This window comes from Streptomyces sporangiiformans, assembly GCF_005768555.2.
In the GTDB taxonomy this organism is placed as follows: Bacteria; Actinomycetota; Actinomycetes; order Streptomycetales; family Streptomycetaceae; genus Streptomyces; species Streptomyces sporangiiformans.
Window position 1 is genome coordinate 173,582 of the sequence record NZ_VCHX02000320.1, and the last position, 20,383, is coordinate 193,964.

Below are 20,383 nucleotides of genomic sequence, written 5' to 3' on the forward strand. Positions count from 1 at the left end.
CCTTGAATTCCCCTCGCCGCCGCCAGGCATGCGGGCCGGGGCTCATGAACAGGTGGTGGGCCGAGGTATGCGGGGTACTCGTGCGATTTCGCCGGCAAAGGCCGGCTACGGCGGACAGAACCAACACAGAGAGGGCTGTTCCAGGATGACTGACTTGCAGCACTCCGAAACGAGAGCGGTGCGCCACGGCGGCGGAACGCGAACGAGCCTGCTCGGCATCTACCTCAACGACCATCTGGCCGGGGCGACCACCGGCACCAGGCGCGCCCAGTACATGGCCAGAACCCTGCGTGGCTCTCCGCTCGGCGAGGCGTTGGAACCGATCGCGACCGAGATCGCCCAGGACCGGAGGAGCCTGCTGGACATCATGGGGCGGCTCGATGTTCCGGCGCGGCACTACAAGATCTATACGGGGGCGTTGGTCGAGATGGCCGGGCGCCTGAAAAGCAATGGTCGTCTTGTGCACCGCTCTCCGCTCAGCTCCGTGGTGGAGCTCGAGTTCCTGCGGCTGGGAGTCGAAGGAAAGGCCGCCGGCTGGCGGACGCTGCACCGGCTCTCGGAGAGTGACGAGCGCCTCGACCGACAAGGGCTCGACGAGCTGATCGAACGAGCTCGGCGACAGCTGCGGACACTGGAGTACCTGCGCCTGCAGGAGGCGCAGGCAGTGTTCGGGACGACTGGAAACGAACTCGCCGGAGGCACCGGATGAGTCCCCGCGTCCCCGGCATGAAGGAGAACGGCGTGACCCACCAGAACCATGGCAACGGCTTCGCCCCCGGCCTGGACCCGTCCGCGCTGGACGACCAGCACCTGCTCCAGGAGCTGGAGAGCGTGCACCGTACCCGCCACGACACGTTCCTGCACGGTTCGCGGGACGCACTGGACGCGCACAGCCGTCGGACGGCGGAGCTGGAGGAGGAGTATCTCCGCCGCAATCCCGAGCGGTCGGTGACGGCCGACCGGACACGGGCGGGGGCCCGCGCACGCGAGAGGTGACGGACGAACTGTCAGCTCACCGCCGCGCGACGCGTCGCGAACCCGATGACGGCGGCCACGGCAGCCAGCGCCGCCACGCTCGTGAGGGCGATGGGCAGTGAGAACCAGTCCGCCATGAACCCGATCGCGGGCGGGCCTAGGAGCATGCCGCCGTAGCCCAGTGTCGAGGCGATGGCGACTCCGCTCGGGCCGGCCAGCGTGCCCGCGCGTTCGACGGCGATCGGGAAGATGTTGGCGAGGCCGAGGCCCGTGACCGCGAAACCGAGGAGTGCCACCCACACCGACGGGGCGAGCGAGCCGACGAGCATGCCGGCCGCGGCCATGGTGCCGCCCGCGACCACGGTCCGGGTCCTGCCGAGCCGTTCGAGGAGCGTCGTTCCGGTCAGTCGGCCGATCGTCATGGCGAGGGCGAAGCAGGAGTAGCCGGCTGCGGCGACGCCCGGGTGGGCGTCCAGGTCCTGCTCCAGGTGCAGGGCGCCCCAGTCGGCGAGGGCGCCCTCGCCGTACGCCGTGCACAGGGCGATCAGACCGAGGACGGTGACCATTCCACGGGTGCGGGCGTCGAGGCGGCGGGGGACGTGTTCCTCGTCGTGTGTCCGATCGGGGGGTAAGGGGACCGGGGGTTCGTGGCGTAACAGGGCGCGCCCCGCGACGGCGGTCACGAGCAGGCCGACGAGGGTGAGGCCGAACAGGTGGCGGGTGGGGGACAGGGACCCCGCGACCAGGCCACCGAGCCCCGCGCCGACCATGCCGCCGAGGCTGAAGGCGGCGTGGAAGCTCGGCATGATCGGCCGCCCGAGCGCGGTCACCAGGTCGACGGCGGCGCTGTTGAACGCGACATTGATCCCGCCGTACGCGGCGCCGAACGCGAGGAGTACTGCGCCGAGGGCGGGTGCCGAGTGGGTGAGTGGAGGCAGGGCGACGCTGAGTGAGAGCAGGATGCCGCAGACCACGGTCACCGGGTGACTGCCGTAGCGGCGGCAGAGCCGGCCGGTGAGCGTCATCGTGACGACCGCGCCCGCGGAGACGCCTAAGAGCGCGAGTCCGAGGGCGCTCGCGGAGGCGTTGGTCTGCTCCTTGATGGCGGGGATGCGGACGACCCAGCCGGCGAAGACGAAGCCGTCGAGGGCGAAGAAGGTGGTGAGGGCGATGCGGAGTCGGGTGAGGTCGTTGCCGTTGCCCGGCACGACGTTGTGCGTTCGGGTTTTGTTTATTTGCGGCACAAAGTCAGGCTAGGCGGGTGGAGGTGACGGAAGCAAGGGAGCCGATGGGCCCGCAGGGACTGCCGAGGCGGACGCCGGCCCGTCGCAGCCGCCTGGCGGGTGCCGTGCGGCAGACCGACGGCGGCCATGTCGGGTGTGGCCGCCGTCGGTCTGCCCCAGGTTGACACCGGTTCGTCAGTCCGCGGTCTGGGTCGGCTCGGCCGTCACCTTGCGCAGCAGCGGCCTGCTGGNCACCGGTTCGTCAGTCCGCGGTCTGGGTCGGCTCGGCCGTCACCTTGCGCAGCAGCGGCCTGCTGGCGCCGATCGCGGTGAGCATGGCCAGCGTGCCGACGGCCACGCAGACGGCCAGTTGCAGAGCGCCGGAGGCGTTCATGGTGCTGTCGGCCGCCTTGTTGAACTGAAAGGCGCCGTAGACGCCCATCGCGGTGGTGCCGCCGGCCAGGACGGCCAGGGGGAGGGCCGTCTCGCGCGCCCGGGCCCGGTCCAGCGTCTTCAGCGGAGTGCCCGCGAGCCGCAGCAGACCGTAGACGCGGCGTCGGTCGAGGACGTTCGCGGCGGCGGTCAGACCGGCCGAGACGGCGGCGACCAGGAAGCTCATGACCAGGGTGGCGGTGCTGACCACGCCGATGCGGTCCAGGGCCACGTCGTCGGAGGCGTTCGTATAGTCCTGGGTGAACGGCAGCCTGCCCGCTCCGAGGGGGGTCAGCACGGTCATGGCGGTGTCGATCTGGGCCTGGCCGCCGGAGACGCGGGCGATCAGGCCCGGGCTGCCGCCCAGCGAGCTGCCGAAGTCGTCCTCGGAGGGGACGGTGACGGTGGCGGTGACGCCCGCCTCGCGCAGGAGCGTGCGGGCTTCGGCGGCGGCGCGCCGGGTGGCCGCGGAGTCCGCGGTCAGCACCGCGACTTGGCCCTGCTGCTCAGGGCCGCCGAACTGCAGCTGGCTGACGGAGAAGAACCCGGCGACGAAGCCGGCCAGGACCAGGCCGCTGACGGTGCGCCAGGCGCCACTCGGGTCGTCGCTGAGCCGACGGGCCGCCAGCAGGGTCGCCGGCCGGCGGGCGTAACGGCCCACGATCCGGCCCAGCCGGTCCACGACCCACGGACCGAACAGCCAGAACGCGCCGTAGAACAGCGCCAGCAGGGCGACCAGCTGCCGGGCGCCGAGCTGCCCGCCCTGCGTGGTGAACAGGACGTAGCCCAGCACCGCGGCGAACAGGACGAGCCGGATCATGCGGGTACGGCGCGGGTTGGCCTGCTGGGCGACGCCCAGTGGGGAGGTGGCGACCTGACGCAGCATCGTCACGGCGCTGACGGTGATGAGCGCGGTGACCGCCAGCACCACCGCCGCGAACCAGGGCAGGCCCACCCACAGCTGCCCGGTGTACCAGCCACCGACGCCGTAGGGGATCTCGGCGAGCGCGGGCAGCAGCACCGCGTACGCGAGGGCGCCCGTCAGCGCTCCGGCCCCGCCCACGGCCGCCGCCTCGGCGGCCGTCATCGCCATGATCTGCCGCGGGGTCGCCCCGGCCAGCCGCAGCGCGGCGAGCCGCTGCTCACGCCGGGCCGCCCCCAGCCGTCCGGCCGCCGCGGCCAGCACGATCACGGGCATCACCAGCAGCGCCACGCCGAGTACCGCCATCTGCTGGTCGAGGCCGGTGAACAGGCTCGGCTCGGTGGAGGAGAAGCCGGCGACCACGGCACGTGCGGTCCGATCCTTGTCGTACCAGTTGCCGCCCTCGGCCGCCTTGGACACCGCCGGGTCCGACGGTGCCCGTCCCACGACGGCGACGAGTTCGTCGGGCGCGGCGAGGCCGGCCGCGCCGATCGTGCCGTACGACTCCGGCTTCGGGAGTCGGTCGGCCAGCTGGTCCGCGGGCAGCTCGCGCATCAGCTCGGCCAGCGCCGGGGAGACGTACACCTCGCCCCGCTTCGGGAAGGTGCTCAGGCCGGGCGGGGCAGGCGTGGCCTTGCGGCCGGGCAGCTGGGCCAGCGACACGACGGTGACGGGCTCGTGGCGGACGAACGTCGTGGCGAGCGCCTCGATGGCGGTGCCGTGCTTCGCGGCCTGAGGCGTACGCCAGGCGGTGCGGTCGGCGCGCTCGCCGGAGCCGAGACTGACGGCGATCATCATCAGCAGCACGAACGCGCTGACGGCGGCGACCACGGCGGCCAGCAGCCGGCTCTGCAGGCCGCGGCGGCCGGAGGACCTGACGAGGTGCCAGGTCAGGGGCAGGACGGAGGAACGCATGGAGGTCTCCGGGGACGTGGGCGGTGCGGTGCGGTGCGGTCAGCCGACCGTGTACTGGCTGTGGCTGCTGATCCGGCCGTCCCGCACGTGGAGGATCCGGCCGCAGTGGGCGGCGACGTCGGCGTCGTGGGTGACCATCACGAGCGCCGCACCCGACTCGCGGGTCACGGCCGTCAGCAGCTGGATGACCTCGGTGCTGGTGTGCTGGTCCAGGGCGCCGGTCGGCTCGTCGGCGAAGACCACGTCCGGTTCGACCACCAGGGCGCGGGCGATGGCGACACGCTGGGCCTGACCGCCGGAGAGCTGACCGGGGCGGCGCTTCTCCAGGCCGTCCAGGCCCAGCGGTGCGAACCAGCGGCGGGCGCGGGCGACGGCCTGCTTGCGCGGGGTGCCTTCCAGCATCAGCGGCAGGGCGACGTTCTCCTCGGCGGGCAGTTCGGGCAGCAGCTGGCCGAACTGGAAGACGAACCCGAACCGCTTGCGGCGCAGGGCGCTGAGCCTGTTCTCGCCGAGGTTGTCGATCCTCCCCCTGGGGGCACCCCCGGCCGAAGGCTGGGGGACTTCGGCCGGGGGGACCCCCATCTCGCTTCGCTCGCCGCGCAGCAGCACCTGGCCCTCGTCCGGGCGGATGACGCCGGCCAGGGTGTGCAGCAGGGTGGACTTGCCGGAGCCCGACGGACCCATGATCGCCAGTGAGTCGCGCTCGCCGACCTCCACGTCCACACCGGCCAGAGCGGTGGTGGCGCCGTACTTCTTGATGAGGCCGTGTCCGGCCAGGACGGTGCTCATGATCGTGGTCCCGCCCCCTCTCAGCGCTCGAACTTCCACGTGACGGCGGAGTCCGAGGCTTTCACCACGGCCACGGGGATGGAGACGCTCTTGCCGCCGTCGTCCTCGCCGGTGCAGGTCACCTTCGTCCCGGCCACGGCCTTCAGGTCCGGGCAGCTCACCTTGGACACCTCGCTGCCGATCCAGGGCAGCGGGTGGTACTTGCTCTGGGTGCGGCTGGCGACAATGCGACCGGACAGCGCCTCGTGACCGTCCACAGTCGCGTCCAGCACGGGGTGGTCCAACCCGGTGGTGGACTCGGTGCCGCTCATGGCATAGGTGAGGGCGCCGAGCCCGGCGGCCACGGCTGCCACCCCGGCACCCGTCATGACAAGGGTCTTGCGCAGCATGAAGTACTCCGAATCTCAGCGGGAGGGTGTGCGATCCCAATCTCTCCGCTGGGCCCGGGCGCCGCCTCGGCCGAACGGCCACAACGGCCGTGCCCCCGGGGCCGGTTCCCTCGGCCGTTCGGCCGATCCCCGGCGCCGAGGCGGCTTCCCTACCTTGATCGCATGAGATCCGTTTCCCCCGGGGGCTGAGCCCGGGGAGTCGGGGTCGCCGCACTGCTCCCACCGGGACGGGCCCGTCTGCCGGCTTGGCCGGTAGGAGGCCAGGTGGGGTTCGGCAGCATCGTGGGTTCGGCACAGCCAGTCAGCCGTTCCGGGGCAGTACCCGCGGTCGATCCACTTCTGGAGGTCAGTGGATTCGGCACCGATGGTGATGGAGGCGCCGTGGCCGGGACGTACGAACTGTCCGGCCGGGCGGCCGAGGTCGCCGCCGCCACGGGCGTGCGTGTCCTGACTGGCAGCGCGGTGACGGACACAGCGGGCGAGCACCGGATCAGCGGCGTCACCGTCCAGGCCCTCGACGCGGATGGCCAACTGACCGGCGCCGCCGAGTCGTTCGACTGCGAACTGCTCGCCGTCTCGGGCGGCTGGAGTTCGGTGGTCCACCTGCACAGCCAGCGCCAGGGCGCGTTGCGCTGGGACGAGGCCCTGGCCGCGTTCGTGCCCGACGGCACCGTGCGCGACCAACAGGTCGCGGGAGCCGCCAACGGAACGTATGAGCTGGACAGTTGCGTCGCCGAAGGGGCCAGGGCGGGCGCGCGGGCCGCGACGGACGCGGGATTCCCGGTGCCGGTGCCGGTGGTGCCGCCACCACCGGCCAGGGACACAGGGAGCGGGGGGGGCGTGACACGTCAGCTCTGGCTGGTGCCCGGCCCTTCGGACAGCGCCTGGGACACCCACTTCGTCGACCTCCAGCGCGACGTCACGGTCGCCGACGTCCAGCGCTCGACCGGCGCCGGGATGCGGAGCGTCGAGCACGTCAAGCGCTACACCTCCCTGGGCACCGGCAACGACCAGGGCAAGACATCCGGCGTCACCGCGATCGGCGTGATCGCCGAGGTGCTCGGCGGCGCCTCACCCGGCGACATCGGCACCACGACCTACCGGGCGCCGTACACCCCGGTGGCCTTCGCCGCGCTGGCCGGCCGGGAGCGCGGCGAGCTGTTCGACCCGGAGCGGTACACCGCGATCCACCCCTGGCACGTGGCCCAGGACGCGGAGTTCGAGGACGTCGGGCAGTGGAAGCGGCCGTGGTACTACCACCGGCCGGGGGAGGACATGGACGCGGCGGTGGCGCGCGAGTGCCGGGCGGCCCGCGAGGGCGTCGCCTTCATGGACGCCTCCACCCTCGGCAAGATCGAGGTCTGGGGCGCCGACGCGGGCGAGTTCCTCAACCGCGTCTACACCAATGCCTTCAAGCAGCTCGCGCCCGGCTCCGCCCGGTACGGCGTGATGTGCGGGCCGGACGGCATGATCTTCGACGACGGCGTGACACTCCGCCTCGAAGAGGGCCGCTACTTCATGACCACCACGACCGGCAACGCCGCCCACGTCCTGGACTGGCTGGAGGAATGGCTCCAGACCGAGTGGCCCGAGCTCGACGTCCACTGCACCTCGGTCACCGAGCAGTGGGCGACGATCGCTTCACCCCGTACGGCACCGAGACCATGCACGTCCTGCGCGCCGAGCCGGGCCGGGCCGTTGCCACCCAGGTCGGCCCCGTACCCGTGCTCCTCTGGCAGACGGACGAGACCCCCACCTACCGGCTGTTCCCCCGCTCCTCCTTCGCCGACTACCTCGCCCGCTGGCTCATCGACGCGATGAGCGAATACCAAGGACCCGAGGTGCCCTGACGGTCTGCCGCCCGGTCGTCGGCCCTCTCAGGTATTGGCTGTGTCCTTGGGCGCGGTTGACGCGGACGATGCTCGGGCGCCGACCATCCAACAGGCCGCGGTGAAGCGGACTTCCGTGCCCTGCACATAGGTGTCGAAGGCAGCGCGAACTGTTTCGACGACCTGTGCGCGGGTCTGCTCGTCCGCCTCGTGCAGGATGAGGCCGACTGGACCGAGCCGGGTGAAGTAGCGGACCAGTTCCCTTTCGGGCATGGTGCAGGCCACGTCGATCGGCCGGATGTCGATCCCGGCCCACCCGCTCTCCGTCAGGATGCTGTGGATCCTGCCCGGGTCCGCGAAGGCGAACTGCCCCGGCTCGTCCGGTCGGCGGGCGGGGAGGTTCGGCAGGAGTGGTGCCGCGGCACGTTCGGCCGTCGTCATGAACGGATTCTCCGCAGGGCTGCGCCATGTGATGAACCGCAGGCCGGCTTCGTCCCTCGCGGCACGCCGTAGATTGGAGAAGGCCTGGATGGAGTCGCTGAAGAACATGACACCGAAGCGCGAAATGATGGCGTCGAAGGCGGCGGGTTCGAACGTGTGATCCTGCGCGTCGGCGCGGATGAAGGACACTGGTGTCTCGGCCCGCTCGGCGCGCGCCCGGGCGGCGGTGATCATCGTTTCGGAAATGTCGATGCCGACGCAGTGACCCGCCGGACCGAGCCGTCGTGCGACGGCCAGTGTGGTGCTGCCGGTGCCGCAGCCGACGTCGAGAATGTGGCCTCCGTGTTCGGCGGATACCGCCTCGACGAGTAGGTCTTCCAAGGGCCTGAACATCTCGTCCAATACCGCCTGTGCCTCGACCCAGGCGTGGCCGGCGAGCCCGTTCCAACGGGCCGCCTGTTCGTCATCGGTCCTGCGCGTGACGTCCATGTTCTTCTCCTTTGCTTGCCTTCGTCGGGCCGAGGTGAAAGCGTGCTACTTCAAGTCGACTTGAGGTCAAGAGGATGACAGGGCTGGACATCGCGGAGGTGGCGCACCGCGCCGGGGTTCCCGCCTCGACGCTGCGGTTCTACGAGGAGAAGGGGCTGATCGCCTCGGTCGGCAGGCGGGGCCTGCGCCGTCAGTACGATCCCGGCGTACTGGAGCGCCTGGCGCTGATCGGGTTGGGGCGCACCGCCGGGTTCTCGCTCGATGAGATCGCGCGCATGTTCGCGCCGGACGGACAGCCGCGCATCGACCGGCAGATGCTTGCGGCCAAGGCGGAGGAACTGGACCGGAGGATCCGTGAACTGGGCGTCCTGCGTGACTCCCTGCGACACGCCGCTGCCTGCCCCGCGCCGAGCCACATGGAATGTTCCACCTTCCGCCGCCTTCTCAGGGCCGTCGTGTCCGGCGCTGTTGCCGTACCGAGGAAGCGGGCCCCGGGGCCACCCTGAAACCCCCTGCGGAGTCCGTGCCGAAGGGGCAGGGGGACGGCCGGCGAGGAGGGGAGGAACGACCCCGCCGGCCGTGGTCCTACAGCGTCACTGGCAGGTCGCGGCCGAGCCACTCGGTGTAGAACGTCGCCAGGTCGGGGGTGAAGTCGACCTCCACCGGAAAGGTCGGCGGGACGCAGTCGACGTCGAGAAGCGTGCCGCTGACCGGGCAGAGGAACTCGCGGATCTCGACGAGGTCGGGATCGTCATCTCCATGCTCTCTTGCTCGTCCACGGCGGTGACCGTGCGGCTATGCACCCTCCGTGTGCCTGAGTCCGAGCTGGGCGCAGGCCAGCAGGGCCACTTCGATGTCCAGGCGGTGCTCGGTGAGCGGGTGGCCGAGTATCTCCTCGGCCTTGCGCACGCGGTAGTGGACGGTGTTCTTGTGGACGTGCATGCGTGCGGCGGCGTCGGTGAAGCTGCCGCGCGCGTCGAGGAAGACCTGCACGGTCTCGCGCAGCCGGACCGTGGCCTCGTCGTCGCGCATGAGGTCGCCGAGCACGCGCCCGGCCCAGGCTCTGACATCGGTGAGGTGGTCGACGAGGAGGCCGGCCAGCGCGACCTGGGAGTGCAGGACGAGCGCGCGATCGGGGCCGGCTCCGGTGGCGGCGACGTTGCGAGCACGCTGCGCGTCCCGGAACGTCTGCCGGAATCCGTCGAGTCCGGGAGACGGGTCACCGACGGCGATGCGGAGCGCGGGGTGTTCGCGGAGTTCGTCTTCGAGCCTGTGGCCGTCGAGGACCGGCTTGCCGGCGGAGGAGATCCACGCCCAGGATGTCTGCTCGTCGGCGGAGATCGTCAGTGGAGCCTTCCCGGTGGCCGCGGCCAGCATGGCCGCGCCGAAGCGGAGTTGGGAGGAGACATGGTCGGCCGAGCCGGGCCCGGTCCAGATGATCGCGGCCAGGTGCCATCCGCGAAGAGACGTCGACAGCATCGTCTCGGCCGAGGCGAGATCGAGCCCTTCGGCGTCGAGAACGGCGCGTACCTGCGCGGCGCGGGTAGCGTCGGAGCGGGCGTCCCACCGTCTGCGTTCGTTCTCGTAGATGTCGATGAGGCCCTCGATCACCTGGTCGATGTAACTGTTGACCAGGAGCGCGATCCGGCTCGTCGTCGCCAGTGCCTCGTCCGTGGAGAGCTCCAGACGGCGCAGGACGGTCACGGCCCACTGCACGAACATGTGCTCGCCGAGGCGGTAGGCGCGCAGCAGCGCTTCCAGCGACAGATCGTGCTGGGCGAAGCGGCGGGCGTACTCGGCGGCGGCCGGCGGCACGGTGATGTCGTCGAGAGAGATGTTCAGCGCCAGCATGTCGACGATGGCGGCCAGGTTCGAGGAGGTGCTGGCGACCATCAGCCGTCGTACGGCGTCGTCGTGGCGGAACTCGGGGATGACCTCGACGAACATCGACGTCATCTCGGGAGTCAGGCTCTCCAGATCGGCCTGGATGCCCTTGGCGACATCCCGCACGGTCCCGTCCACGTAGATGCTCATGGCTGGACGGTAACCGGACGCCCGGGGTCGGCGACAGGACCCGTCGCCACGTTCCCTTCGCCTTTCTCCTCGCCGGGACCTGTCTCCGCGTTCCCTTTGTGACCGCGGCACAAAACCGCGAGTCCGGGCTGGGACGCAAGCCCATGGTCGGCCGGGTACGCACTCCCTACCTTTTTCTCACTACCTTCGTCACGGTGCGACTCAATGGTGAGGAAACGTGCAGCACATCGCTGAATTGCCGGACGTCAGGGCCGACGAAAATCCCATGGGACCCTGTATCGCGGACGACCACGAGCAGCTGGACAACCGGACTTTCCTGGCGCGGGTACGGAACGCGGCGGCCGTCCTGGGCGCACACGGAATCGGTGCGGGCGACGTGGTGGCGGTGATCCTGCCGAATCGCCTGGAACTCGTCGTTATCATGTTCGCGGCCTGGCGGCTCGGCGCCGCGGTCACGCCCGTGCATCCCGGACTCACCGAGGCCGAGGCGCGCCATCAGATCGAGGATTCCGGGGCGAAGGCGGTGATCACCGACGACGCCTCCCGCTCCGCCGGGTCGCTCGACGTGTCCGAGGTGACGCACCCTCGCGCCGCGGGCGACGACGACCCCGCGGACACCGTCTCCCTCACCAGCGATTCCCTCGCCCTGATCATCTATACGAGCGGGACCACGGGACGCCCGAAGGGCGTGATGCTCGACCACGCCAACGTCGCCGCGATGTGCCGGATGATCATCGACGCTCTGGGCCTGGACGACACCGACCACAGCCTCCTGGTCCTGCCGCTGTTCCACGTCAACGGGATCGTGGTCAGCGTGCTGTCGCCGCTGCTGGCGGGCGGACGCGCCACGATCGCCGGCCGGTTCAGCGCCTCGGCCTTCTTCACCTCGGTCGAACGCGCCCGGCCCACGTACTTCTCGGCGGTACCGGCGATCTACGCGATGCTGGTCGCGCTCCCAGGGGACGTGCGGCCGGACACCTCGTCGCTGCGCCGCGTCATCTGCGGGGCGGCACCGATGCCCGCGGAGCTGATCGCCCGGTTCGAGCAGCGGTACGGAGTGCCGATCGTCGAGGGCTACGGGCTCTCCGAGGGCACCTGCGCCTCGACGCTGAACCCGCCGGCCGGGCCGCGCAAGCCCGGAACGGTGGGGCTCCCCCTGCCGGGACAGACCGTCGCGGTGATGGACGCCGAGGGCAACCTGTTGGACGCCGGGTCGGCGGGCGAGGTGGTGGTCCGGGGCCCGAACGTCATGCGCGGCTACCTCGGACTGCCGGCCGAGACGGCCAGGACCGTTGTCGACGGCTGGCTGCACACCGGCGACGTGGGGAGGTTCGACGCCGACGGTTATCTCGTCCTCGTCGACCGGATCAAGGACATGATCATCCGAGGTGGGGAGAACATCTACCCCAAGGAGATCGAGAACGTCCTGCACACCCACCCGGCGGTGCTGGAGGCGGCAGTGGTCGGCGTGCCCGATCCGATGCTCGGCGAGGTCCCGGTTGCCTATGTCGTCCTGCTGCCGGGCGCGACGGTCACCGCCGGCGAGCTCGTCGAGCTCTGCCGCGGCTCGCTGGCCCGGATCAAGGTGCCGGTGGCGGTCACGGTCACCGAGGCGCTGCCCAGGAATCCGGTCGGGAAGATCGACAAACGGCGCCTGCGCTCATCGGCCGTGAACCAGTAGAGAACTGACACCCACTTATTCACCCGGGCATCTCCGGGTGCGGTTCGTCACGCCCGAAAACAGGCACCGGAAATCGGCGCCGAGAAACACCAGGAAAGGCGGCAAAAATGGGGTTCAAGACAGGTGACTTTCCGCCCGTCGAGCAAGATACGTTCCTGGAGAGGCCTCTTCAGGAACGACTGAGAGCGCTGGCCCTGCACTGGGTGGAATACGGATTCGGCACGCCGAAGATGATTCCGGCCACCTACGTGGTCAAGGTCATTTTCCTGTATGTCCTCGGCGGGACGGCCCTGGCGACGTGGACCTCGGGCACCGCACCGTTCTGGAACGTCACACACTGGTGGAACGAGCCGGTCGTCTACCAGAAGCTGGTGCTGTGGACGGTCTTCCTGGAATCGGTCGGGGTGGCGGGGTCGTGGGGCCCGATCGCCGGCAAGTTCAAGCCGATGACCGGCGGGATCCTGTTCTGGGCCAGGCCGGGCACCATCCGGCTCCGGCCATGGAAGCGGGTGCCGTTCACCGGCGGGGACCGCCGCACGGCGGGCGACGTGCTGCTCTACCTGGCCTTCCTGATGTCCCTGCTGCCGGCCGTCCTGCTGCCCGGCGTGGAGAGCGCGTCGCTCACCGAGGCGCTGCCGGACAACACCTCCGGGCTGGTGCGCCCGGCCCTGCTGATCACGCCGATCGTGCTGTACGTGCTGTGCGGTCTGCGGGACAAGACGCTCTTCCTGGCCGCTCGGGGCGAGCAGTACCTGCCCGCGCTGGTGTTCTTCGCCGTCCTGCCGTTCACCGACATGGTGATCGCGGCGAAGCTGCTGATCTGCGTGATCTGGGTCGGCGCCGGGGTGTCGAAGTTCGGGCTGCACTTCACCAACGTCGTCTCACCGATGGTCTCCAACAGCCCGTGCGTCCCGGGGAAGTGGCTCAAGCGGCTGCACTACCGCGACTTCCCCCGCGACATCCGCCCGTCGAAGGTCGCGACCTTCACGGCGCACGTCGGCGGCTCCACCGTCGAGATCGTCACCCCGCTGGTGCTGCTGTTCTCCACGAACCGCGGGCTCACGCTCGCGGCGGTGGTACTGATGGTCGTCTTCCACCTGTTCATCGTCTCCACGTTCCCGCTGGCCGTGCCGCTGGAGTGGAACCTCTTGTTCGCGTACCTCTCGGTCTTCCTGTTCCTCGGCTTCCCGGCCGGGGACGGATACGGCGTCGGCGACATGTCCTCGCCGTGGTTGGCCGCCGGGATCGCCGCCGGACTGGCGTTCTTCCCGGTCCTCGGCAACCTGCGCCCGGATCTGGTGTCGTTCCTGCCCTCGATGCGGCAGTACGCGGGCAACTGGGCCTCCGCGCTGTGGGCCTTCGCGCCGGGCGCGGAGGAGAAGCTGAACTCGCTGCCGCACCGCCCGACGAAGAACCAGGTCGACCAACTCCAGGCGATGGGTTACCCGTTGGCCGTCGCCGAGATCACCATGCAGCAGACGATCGCCTGGCGGTCGATGCACAGTCAGGGCCGCGGCCTGTTCTCGGTGCTGCTGAAGAACCTTCCCGATCTCGACGAACGCACCGTGCGGGAGGCGGAGTTCGGCTGCAACTCGCTGATCGGGTTCAACTTCGGCGACGGCCACCTGCACAACATCGACCTGATCAACGCCGTACAGGCCCGGATCGGGTTCGCCCCCGGAGAGTGGATCATCGTCTGGGTGGAGTCGCAGCCCATCCACCGCGGGATCCAGCACTACCAGGTGATCGACGCCGCGCTCGGAGTGATCGAACGGGGCACATGGAAGGTCGCGGACGCGGTCAAGGAACAGCCGTGGCTGCCCGACGGCCCGATTCCGCTGGACGTCACCTGGACCCGCGCACAGGCACCCACCGCGTCGGCAGCACGTCCCCAGGTCGCGGAGGGGCTGGCACCGTAGGCAAGGACGGGATCTCCGGGAGAGCAGGCAGGGACGGGATCTCCGGGAGATCTCCGGAAAGGCGGGACGACATGAGTACAGCGACCGTGGTGGGCGCCGGACCCAACGGTCTGGCCGCCGCCATCGCCCTGGCCCGGGCCGACGTACGGGTCACGGTGCTGGAGGCGGCCGACGACATCGGCGGCGGCACCCGCTCCGGTGAGGCGATCGTGCCGGGACTGCTGCACGACCACTGCTCCGCCATCCACCCCATGGCCGTCGGTTCGCCGTTCCTGCGCGGCCTGGGCCTGGACCGGTACGGGCTGCGGTGGGCGTGGCCGGAGATCGATTGTGCGCATCCGCTCGACGGCGGCACGGCCGGGGTGCTGCACCGCTCGGTGACCGAGACCGCCGCCGGTCTCGGCGCCGACGGCCGGGCCTGGCGGCGGCTGCTCCAGGGCCCTTCCGCGGCGTACGGCAGCTTCGGCGACGACATCATGGGCCCGCTCCTGCGCCTGCCCCGGCATCCCGTCCACCTCGCCCGCTTCGGCATTCCCGCGCTCACCCCCGCGTCGCTGCTGGCGAAGTCGTTCAGGACCGAGGAGGCCAGGGCGCTGTGGGGCGGGGTCGCGGCGCACGCCTTTCGTCCCCTGGAGCGACCGCTCAGCGCGAGTATCGGGCTGGGCATCCTCACCGCGGGACACCACTACGGCTGGGCGGTCGCCGAGGGCGGCTCGCGCCGCATCACCGATGCCATGGCGGCACTGCTGATCGACCTCGGAGGGAAGATCGAGACCGGGGTGCGGGTGCGGTCGGTCCCGCAACTCCCGCCCGCGGACGTGACCGTCTGGGACGTGACACCCACGGCCCTGGCCGACATCCTCGGCGATCTGCTGCCACCGCGGATCGCCCGCGCCTACCGGCGCTACCGGTACGGACCGGGTGCGTTCAAGGTCGACTTCGCGGTCGAGGGCGGAGTCCCCTGGCGGGCCGAGGCGGCGCGGCGCGCCGGCACCGTGCACGTCGGCGGCACGTACGCCGAGATCGCGGCCACGGAGCGGGACATCCACGCCGGGCGGATGCCCAAGAGGCCGTTCGTCCTGGTCGGGCAGCAGTATCTGGCCGACCCGTCGCGGTCGGTCGGCGACGTCCACCCCGTGTGGTCGTACGCCCACGTCCCGAACGGCTACACCGGTGACGCCACCGCGGCGATCACCGCGCAGATCGAGCGGTTCGCCCCGGGTTTCCGGGACCGGATCGTCGGCACCGTGGTGCGCACGACGCCCGGCTTCGCCGAGTACAACCCCAACTACGTCGGCGGTGACATCATGACCGGCGCCACGGACATCGCCCAGCTCGTCCTCGGGCCACGCCCCACCCTGCAGCCGTACGACACCGGGGTGCCGGGCCACTATCTGTGCTCCGCGGCCACCCCACCCGGACCCGGCGCGCACGGAATGTGCGGGGCCCATGCCGCCGCACGAGCGCTGCGCCACCTGCGCGGGTGACTCCGTCCGCCGCGAAACCACGCGCGATCACGGTACGTCCAGCGGGGGCCTGCCTGGAGACGCATCTCGGCGCATGGGTTTCCATGCCCCACTGATCCGTTTATGTTGCGACTGTCAGAGTGACGCACCGACATCGCACGACCAACGCACCGACACCGCACGACAGCACGCACGTACTCGCCGGAGGCCGCCGTGCACCGCAGCGACTCGCACGCGCCGACCGGCGCCCTGCGCCCCGAGATCGCGTTGTCCTGGCAGCGCTCACGGATGAGCGGGCTCACCACCTCCAGGCCCGACCTCCGCGTCGAACCCGACGTCGTGGACCGGCGCAGCCGGCTCGTCGCGGCGGCCGAGCCGGTCCTCGCGGATTTGGCCGAACAGCTCGGTGACGCGGCCTACTGCGTGGTGCTCGCCGACCGCGAGTCACGAATCGTGGACGTGCCCGTGGGGGCGCGCAGGCTGCGCGACCGGCTGGCGGGGCTGGGTGTGGTGGCGGGCGGGGTGTTCCTGGAGGAGACGACCGGGACGAACTCCATCGCCACGGCCCACGAGCTGCGCCAGGGCATCGCCGTGCACGGCGAGGAGCACTACCTGGAGCCGTTCAAGGGCTTCAGCTGCTACGGGCATCCGATCACGCACCCGGTGACCCACCGGCTGGAGGGTGTCCTCGACATCACCTGCTTCGACCGGGACGACTCCCCGCTCCTCAGGCCGTTCCTCGCCCGCGCCGCACACGACATCGAAGAGCGGCTGCTGCGCACCGCGCGCCGCGCCGAACAGCGCATGCTGGCGGCCTTCCAGGTGGCGGCGGCCGGGCGGAACCGGCCGGTGCTGGTACTCGGCGAAGGCGTGGTGCTGGCGAACCCCGCGGCCGTGGAACTCCTCGACCCCGTCGACCACATCCGGCTGCGCGAGCTGGCGGACGGTGTCGGGCGCCGTGGCACGGGCGCGTCACCTCAGTCCCCTCCGGTCCGCTCGGTACGGCTGACCTCCGGGCGGGAGGTCTCCGTGCGCTTCCAGGCCGTCGCACCCGGCGCGGACGGCGTGCTGTTCGAGTTCACGGACCCGGGCGAGGTCCGCCCCACCGCTCCCCGCCGTGGTCCCGTGCGGCGCGCTCCGGCGCGGACCGCGGACTGCCTGCCCGGTACACCGGTGTACATCGGCGGAGCAGCCGGCACGGGACGCACCACGACCGCGAGGTCGCTGACGGGCGCCGACCGGGTCCTGATCGGCGCGTTCGACGCGTCGGAGGCGGCCGTACGCGGGGAGGCCGCGTGGCTCGTCGACCTCGACGCGGCCGCGGACGGCGCCCCCGGCCTGCTGCTCGTCGAGGACGTCCACCTGCTGCCCGAGGCCTGCGCCGTCCGTCTGCGCCGGCTCATGGAACGCCCCGACCTGTGGATCGCCCTGACCGGCGCCCCGCTCGCCGAGTTGACCGGCCACGGTGCCGCCGTCGCCGCCGCCTGCCCGGCACAGATCGAGCTGCCCAGGCTGCGGGACCGTACGGAGGACCTGCCGGACCTGGTGCGGGCCATGCTCGACGACCTGGGCCTCGGCGGGCGGCTGCGTTTCACGTCGGCCGCCCTGGCCGCCCTGGCCGGCCACCCGTGGCCCGGGAACCTGCGCGAGCTGCGCACGGTCGTACGAACCGTCGTCGGACGCCGTTCGGCGGGCGATGTGACGCCGCGCGACCTGCCCGCCGGCTACCAGGTCAGCCCCCGGCTGCGCAGCATGACGCCGCTGGAGCGGGCCGAGCACGACGCCATCGCCACGGCGCTGCGCGAGTGCGGCGGCAACAAGCTGCGCGCCGCCGAACGACTCGGCATCAGCCGCACGACCCTCTACAGCCGCATGCGCACCCTCCGGATCACCGTCTGACACTCCCGGAGTGCATTGCGGCGCCCGAGGTGTCCAGGAGTTGAACAGTTCCGGATGAGCTCCCGGCTCTACGTTGCTGGCCAGAACCCCCTGGCAAAGGAGCCGTGCCATGCGCATCACCGCCGCAGTGACCGAGTCCAAGGGCGCCCCCTTCGCGCTCGTCCCCCTGGAGCTCGACGACCCACGGCCGGGCGAGGTCGTCGTACGGATGGTGGGTTCCGGTGTCTGCCACACCGACCTGATCGTCCGCGACCAGTGGTACCCGGTGCCGCTGCCGGCGGTGCTCGGCCACGAGGGGTCCGGCGTGGTGGAGGCCGTCGGCGACGGCGTCACGTACGTGGCTCCCGGCGACCACGTCGTCCTCACCTTCAACTCGTGCGGCGACTGCCGCATGTGTGTCCAGGGCCGTCCCTCGTACTGCGACCAGTTCTTCGCCTACAACTTCGCGGGCTCGCGCCCGGACGCCAGCACGCCCCTGCACCGGGAGTCCGGTGACGTCCACGGCGTGTTCTTCGGCCAGTCGGCGTTCGCCACACATGCGCTGGCCACCGAGCGGAACGTGGTGAAGGTGGACCCGGCCGTACCCCTGGAGCTGCTCGGCCCGCTGGGCTGCGGCATCCAGACCGGCGCCGGCGGCGTGCTCAACTCGCTGAAGCCCCCCGCGGGCAGCACCATCGCCATCTTCGGCGCGGGCTCGGTCGGCCTGAGCGCCGTGATGGCGGCCGTGGTCGCGGGCTGCACCACCATCGTCGCCGTCGACCTCAACGAACAGCGGCTCGAACTGGCCAAGGAGGTCGGCGCCACACACGTCGTCAACGGCGCCGCGGGCGACACGGTGGCCACGCTGCGGGACCTCACCGGCGGCCTCGGCGTCGACTACACCGTGGAGACCACCGCCGTCCCCGCCGTGCTGCGGCAGGCCGTCGACGCCCTCAACCAGGGCGGCACCTGCGGTCTCATCGGCGCCGCCGCACTCGGCACCGAGGCCTCCCTCGACATGTCCTCCCTCCTCTTCGGCCGCAGCGTGCGCGGCATCGTCGAAGGCGACAGCGTGCCCCGCCTGTTCATCCCCAAGCTCGTCGACCTCTTCCGGCAAGGCCGCTTCCCCTTCGACAAGCTGGTCAAGTCGTACGCCTTCGAGGACATCAACCAGGCGGCCGAGGACTCCGAGAAGGGCACCACCCTCAAGCCCGTCCTCACCTTCGCCTGACCAAGTGGGCGCAGCCGCGCGGCCGTCCGGACGAGGGCGCCGAGCACGTTCCTGATCGGTGAGCCGAGCGACCACTTCCTCCACGTCCCGCAGCGGCGGCCGGTGCGCAGTGTGCCCGCGATCCGCACCGAGGTGATCCCCGGCGCCCGCCACCTCGTCCACCTCGTCCACCTCGACGCCCCGAATGCCTTCGTGGCGGCCGTCCCGCGCGTCACCGACCGACCTCTCGACCAAGGAGCCGAGTGATGGAACTGCGTTACGACACCTTCTACATCGGCGGCGAATGGGTCCGACCCACCACGAGCCGTACGATCACCCCCGTCAACGCCAGCACCGAGGAGCCGCTCGGACAGGTACCCGAGGGCGCCGAGGCGGACATCGACCGTGCCGTCGCCGCCGCCCGCGCGGCCTTCGACGACCCGTCGGGCTGGGCGAGTTGGGAGCCCGCCCGGCGTGCCGAGGTGATGGAGCGGCTGGCCGATGCGATCGACCGACGGGCCGACGGCTTCGTCGACCGGGTCAGCGCCCAGAACGGCATGCCGGTCGCGGTCGCCCGGCAACTGGAGACCGGTTACCCCAGCGCGGTGTTGCGCTACTACACCTCCCTGGCCCGGGACGCCGTCTTCGAGGAGACCCGGCCGGGGCTCTTCGGCGGCTCGATCGAGGTCCGTAAGGTGCCGGTGGGCGTCGTCGCGGCCATCGTGCCGTGGAACTTCCCGCAGGCCCTCACCATGTTCAAGATCGCCCCGGCGATGGCGACCGGCTGCACGCTCGTCATCAAGCCCTCGCCGGAGACCGTCCTGGATTCCTACCTGCTGGCAGAGGCCGTTGAGGAGGCCGGAGTCCCGGCGGGCGTCGTCAACATCGTCCCGGCGGGCCGCGAGGTCGGCGCGTACCTCGTCGCCCACCCTTCCGTGGACAAGGTGGCCTTCACCGGCTCCACCGCCGCCGGCCGCGCCATCGCCGAGACCTGCGGCCGACTGCTGCGCCCGGTCACCCTCGAACTCGGCGGCAAGTCCGCGGCGATCGTCCTCGACGACGCCGACCTGGACCTGACGAGGATCGGCGAGGGCCTGTTCGGCGCCACGCTCCTCAACAACGGCCAGACCTGCTTCCTCGGCACCCGCGTCCTCGCCCCGCGCAGCCGCTACGCCGAAGTCGTCGACGCCTTCACCGCCTTGGCCGGCTCCCTCACGGTGGGCGACGCGAGCGACGCCGCGACGCAGATCGGCCCGATGGCCACGGCCAGGCAGCGGGAGCGCGTGGAGTCGTACATCGCGAAGGGCCGCGGCGAGGGAGCCCGCCTGACCACCGGCGGCGGCCGCCCTGACGACTTGGAGCGCGGCTGGTTCGTGCAGCCGACGGTGTTCGCGGATGTCGACAACAGCGCGGTCATCGCTCAGGAGGAGATCTTCGGCCCGGTCCTGTCCCTCATCCCCTACGACGACGTCGACGACGCCGTCCGCATCGCCAACGACTCCGACTTCGGCCTCGGTGGCACGGTCTGGACCGCCGACCCGGAGCGCGGCGCGGCCGTCGCGCACCGGGTCCGTACCGGCACGATCGGCGTCAACCGCTACATCCCCGACCCGGCCGCTCCCTTCGGCGGCGTGAAGGCCAGCGGCCTCGGCCGCGAACTGGGCCCGGAGGGGCTGACGGGCTACCAGCAGTTCCAGACGGTCTACAGGTGATGCCGTTCGTCGGAGCGGGAGTCCGAGAGAACGCGCCATCGCCGTACTGCCCGGCGGCGGGGATCCACCGGATCCCCGC

The 20,383-nt window shown here is 71.1% G+C and carries 16 protein-coding genes and 2 pseudogenes; 11 read left to right on the forward strand and 7 right to left on the reverse strand.

Annotated elements, in window-relative coordinates; genetic code table 11:
- The first annotated feature begins 145 nt into the window (after positions 1-145).
- On the forward strand, positions 146-709 hold the full coding sequence (locus FGD71_RS40305; protein ID WP_181359370.1) for a hypothetical protein: 564 nt from the start codon (positions 146-148) through the stop codon (positions 707-709).
- Positions 710-726: 17 nt separating this feature from the next.
- Positions 727-996 carry a DUF6158 family protein gene (locus FGD71_RS40310; RefSeq protein ID WP_119105516.1) on the forward strand — a complete coding sequence of 90 codons (270 nt, stop codon included), beginning with the start codon at positions 727-729 and terminating at the stop codon, positions 994-996.
- An 11-nt stretch (positions 997-1,007) separates the two neighbouring features.
- On the opposite strand, the gene FGD71_RS40315 is transcribed toward FGD71_RS40310, so the two are convergent.
- The 4 genes from FGD71_RS40315 to FGD71_RS40330 form a co-directional block, all read right to left on the reverse strand.
- Positions 1,008-2,183, reverse strand: a complete 1,176-nt coding sequence (locus FGD71_RS40315) for an MFS transporter (RefSeq protein WP_119105517.1) — start codon at positions 2,181-2,183, stop codon at positions 1,008-1,010.
- A 277-nt stretch (positions 2,184-2,460) separates the two neighbouring features.
- Positions 2,461-4,467 (reverse strand): FtsX-like permease family protein, encoded by a 2,007-nt coding sequence (locus FGD71_RS40320; protein ID WP_119105518.1) that lies wholly within the window; start codon positions 4,465-4,467, stop codon positions 2,461-2,463.
- A gap of 39 nt (positions 4,468-4,506) precedes the next feature.
- On the reverse strand, positions 4,507-5,256 hold the full coding sequence (locus FGD71_RS40325; protein WP_119105519.1) for an ABC transporter ATP-binding protein: 750 nt from the start codon (positions 5,254-5,256) through the stop codon (positions 4,507-4,509).
- A 20-nt stretch (positions 5,257-5,276) separates the two neighbouring features.
- A complete protein-coding gene (locus FGD71_RS40330) occupies positions 5,277-5,645 on the reverse strand; it encodes a hypothetical protein (RefSeq protein WP_119105520.1) in 369 nt (122 codons plus the stop codon).
- A 390-nt stretch (positions 5,646-6,035) separates the two neighbouring features.
- Between FGD71_RS40330 and FGD71_RS40335 the strand changes: the two are divergent.
- A pseudogene (locus FGD71_RS40335) lies at positions 6,036-7,286 on the forward strand (aminomethyltransferase family protein); the annotation flags it as partial.
- A gap of 236 nt (positions 7,287-7,522) precedes the next feature.
- On the opposite strand, the gene FGD71_RS40345 reads toward FGD71_RS40335, so the two are convergent.
- The gene (locus tag FGD71_RS40345; protein WP_119105521.1) at positions 7,523-8,404 is read right to left on the reverse strand and encodes a class I SAM-dependent methyltransferase; all 882 of its coding nucleotides are present in this window, start codon (positions 8,402-8,404) and stop codon (positions 7,523-7,525) included.
- Between the two features lie 74 nt (positions 8,405-8,478).
- Between FGD71_RS40345 and FGD71_RS40350 the strand changes: the two genes are divergently transcribed.
- Positions 8,479-8,910, forward strand: coding sequence for a helix-turn-helix domain-containing protein (locus tag FGD71_RS40350; protein ID WP_119105522.1), 432 nt, complete (start codon positions 8,479-8,481; stop codon positions 8,908-8,910).
- 79 nt (positions 8,911-8,989) lie between these two features.
- Here FGD71_RS40350 and FGD71_RS50340 read toward each other — a convergent pair.
- Both FGD71_RS50340 and FGD71_RS40360 read right to left on the reverse strand, forming a co-directional pair.
- A pseudogene (locus FGD71_RS50340) lies at positions 8,990-9,145 on the reverse strand (acetone carboxylase subunit gamma); the annotation flags it as partial.
- 54 nt (positions 9,146-9,199) lie between these two features.
- Entirely contained in the window at positions 9,200-10,438 is a 1,239-nt protein-coding gene (locus FGD71_RS40360) for an RsbRD N-terminal domain-containing protein (protein ID WP_119105523.1), read from the reverse strand.
- A 265-nt stretch (positions 10,439-10,703) separates the two neighbouring features.
- Between FGD71_RS40360 and FGD71_RS40365 the strand changes: the two genes are divergently transcribed.
- The 7 genes from FGD71_RS40365 to FGD71_RS40390 all read left to right on the forward strand — a co-directional run bounded on the left by FGD71_RS40365 (position 10,704) and on the right by FGD71_RS40390 (position 20,304).
- Positions 10,704-12,119: a class I adenylate-forming enzyme family protein gene (locus tag FGD71_RS40365; RefSeq protein ID WP_119105524.1), complete on the forward strand. Its 1,416-nt coding sequence runs from the start codon at positions 10,704-10,706 to the stop codon at positions 12,117-12,119.
- Between the two features lie 107 nt (positions 12,120-12,226).
- Positions 12,227-14,038, forward strand: coding sequence for a DUF3556 domain-containing protein (locus FGD71_RS40370; RefSeq protein WP_119105525.1), 1,812 nt, complete (start codon positions 12,227-12,229; stop codon positions 14,036-14,038).
- Positions 14,039-14,109: 71 nt separating this feature from the next.
- Positions 14,110-15,525, forward strand: a complete 1,416-nt coding sequence (locus tag FGD71_RS40375) for a phytoene desaturase family protein (protein WP_119105526.1) — start codon at positions 14,110-14,112, stop codon at positions 15,523-15,525.
- 192 nt (positions 15,526-15,717) lie between these two features.
- Positions 15,718-17,403: a sigma-54-dependent Fis family transcriptional regulator gene (locus FGD71_RS40380; protein ID WP_205571195.1), complete on the forward strand. Its 1,686-nt coding sequence runs from the start codon at positions 15,718-15,720 to the stop codon at positions 17,401-17,403.
- Positions 17,404-17,512: 109 nt separating this feature from the next.
- Entirely contained in the window at positions 17,513-18,613 is a 1,101-nt protein-coding gene (locus tag FGD71_RS40385; RefSeq protein ID WP_119105527.1) for an NAD(P)-dependent alcohol dehydrogenase, read from the forward strand.
- Between the two features lie 102 nt (positions 18,614-18,715).
- On the forward strand, positions 18,716-18,859 hold the full coding sequence (locus FGD71_RS47740) for a hypothetical protein (protein WP_162931357.1): 144 nt from the start codon (positions 18,716-18,718) through the stop codon (positions 18,857-18,859).
- Complete coding sequence (locus FGD71_RS40390; protein WP_119105528.1) at positions 18,859-20,304, forward strand: aldehyde dehydrogenase; 1,446 nt, start codon at positions 18,859-18,861, stop codon at positions 20,302-20,304. Before FGD71_RS47740 ends, FGD71_RS40390 begins: the two co-directional genes overlap by 1 nt.
- Positions 20,305-20,383 lie beyond the last annotated feature (79 nt).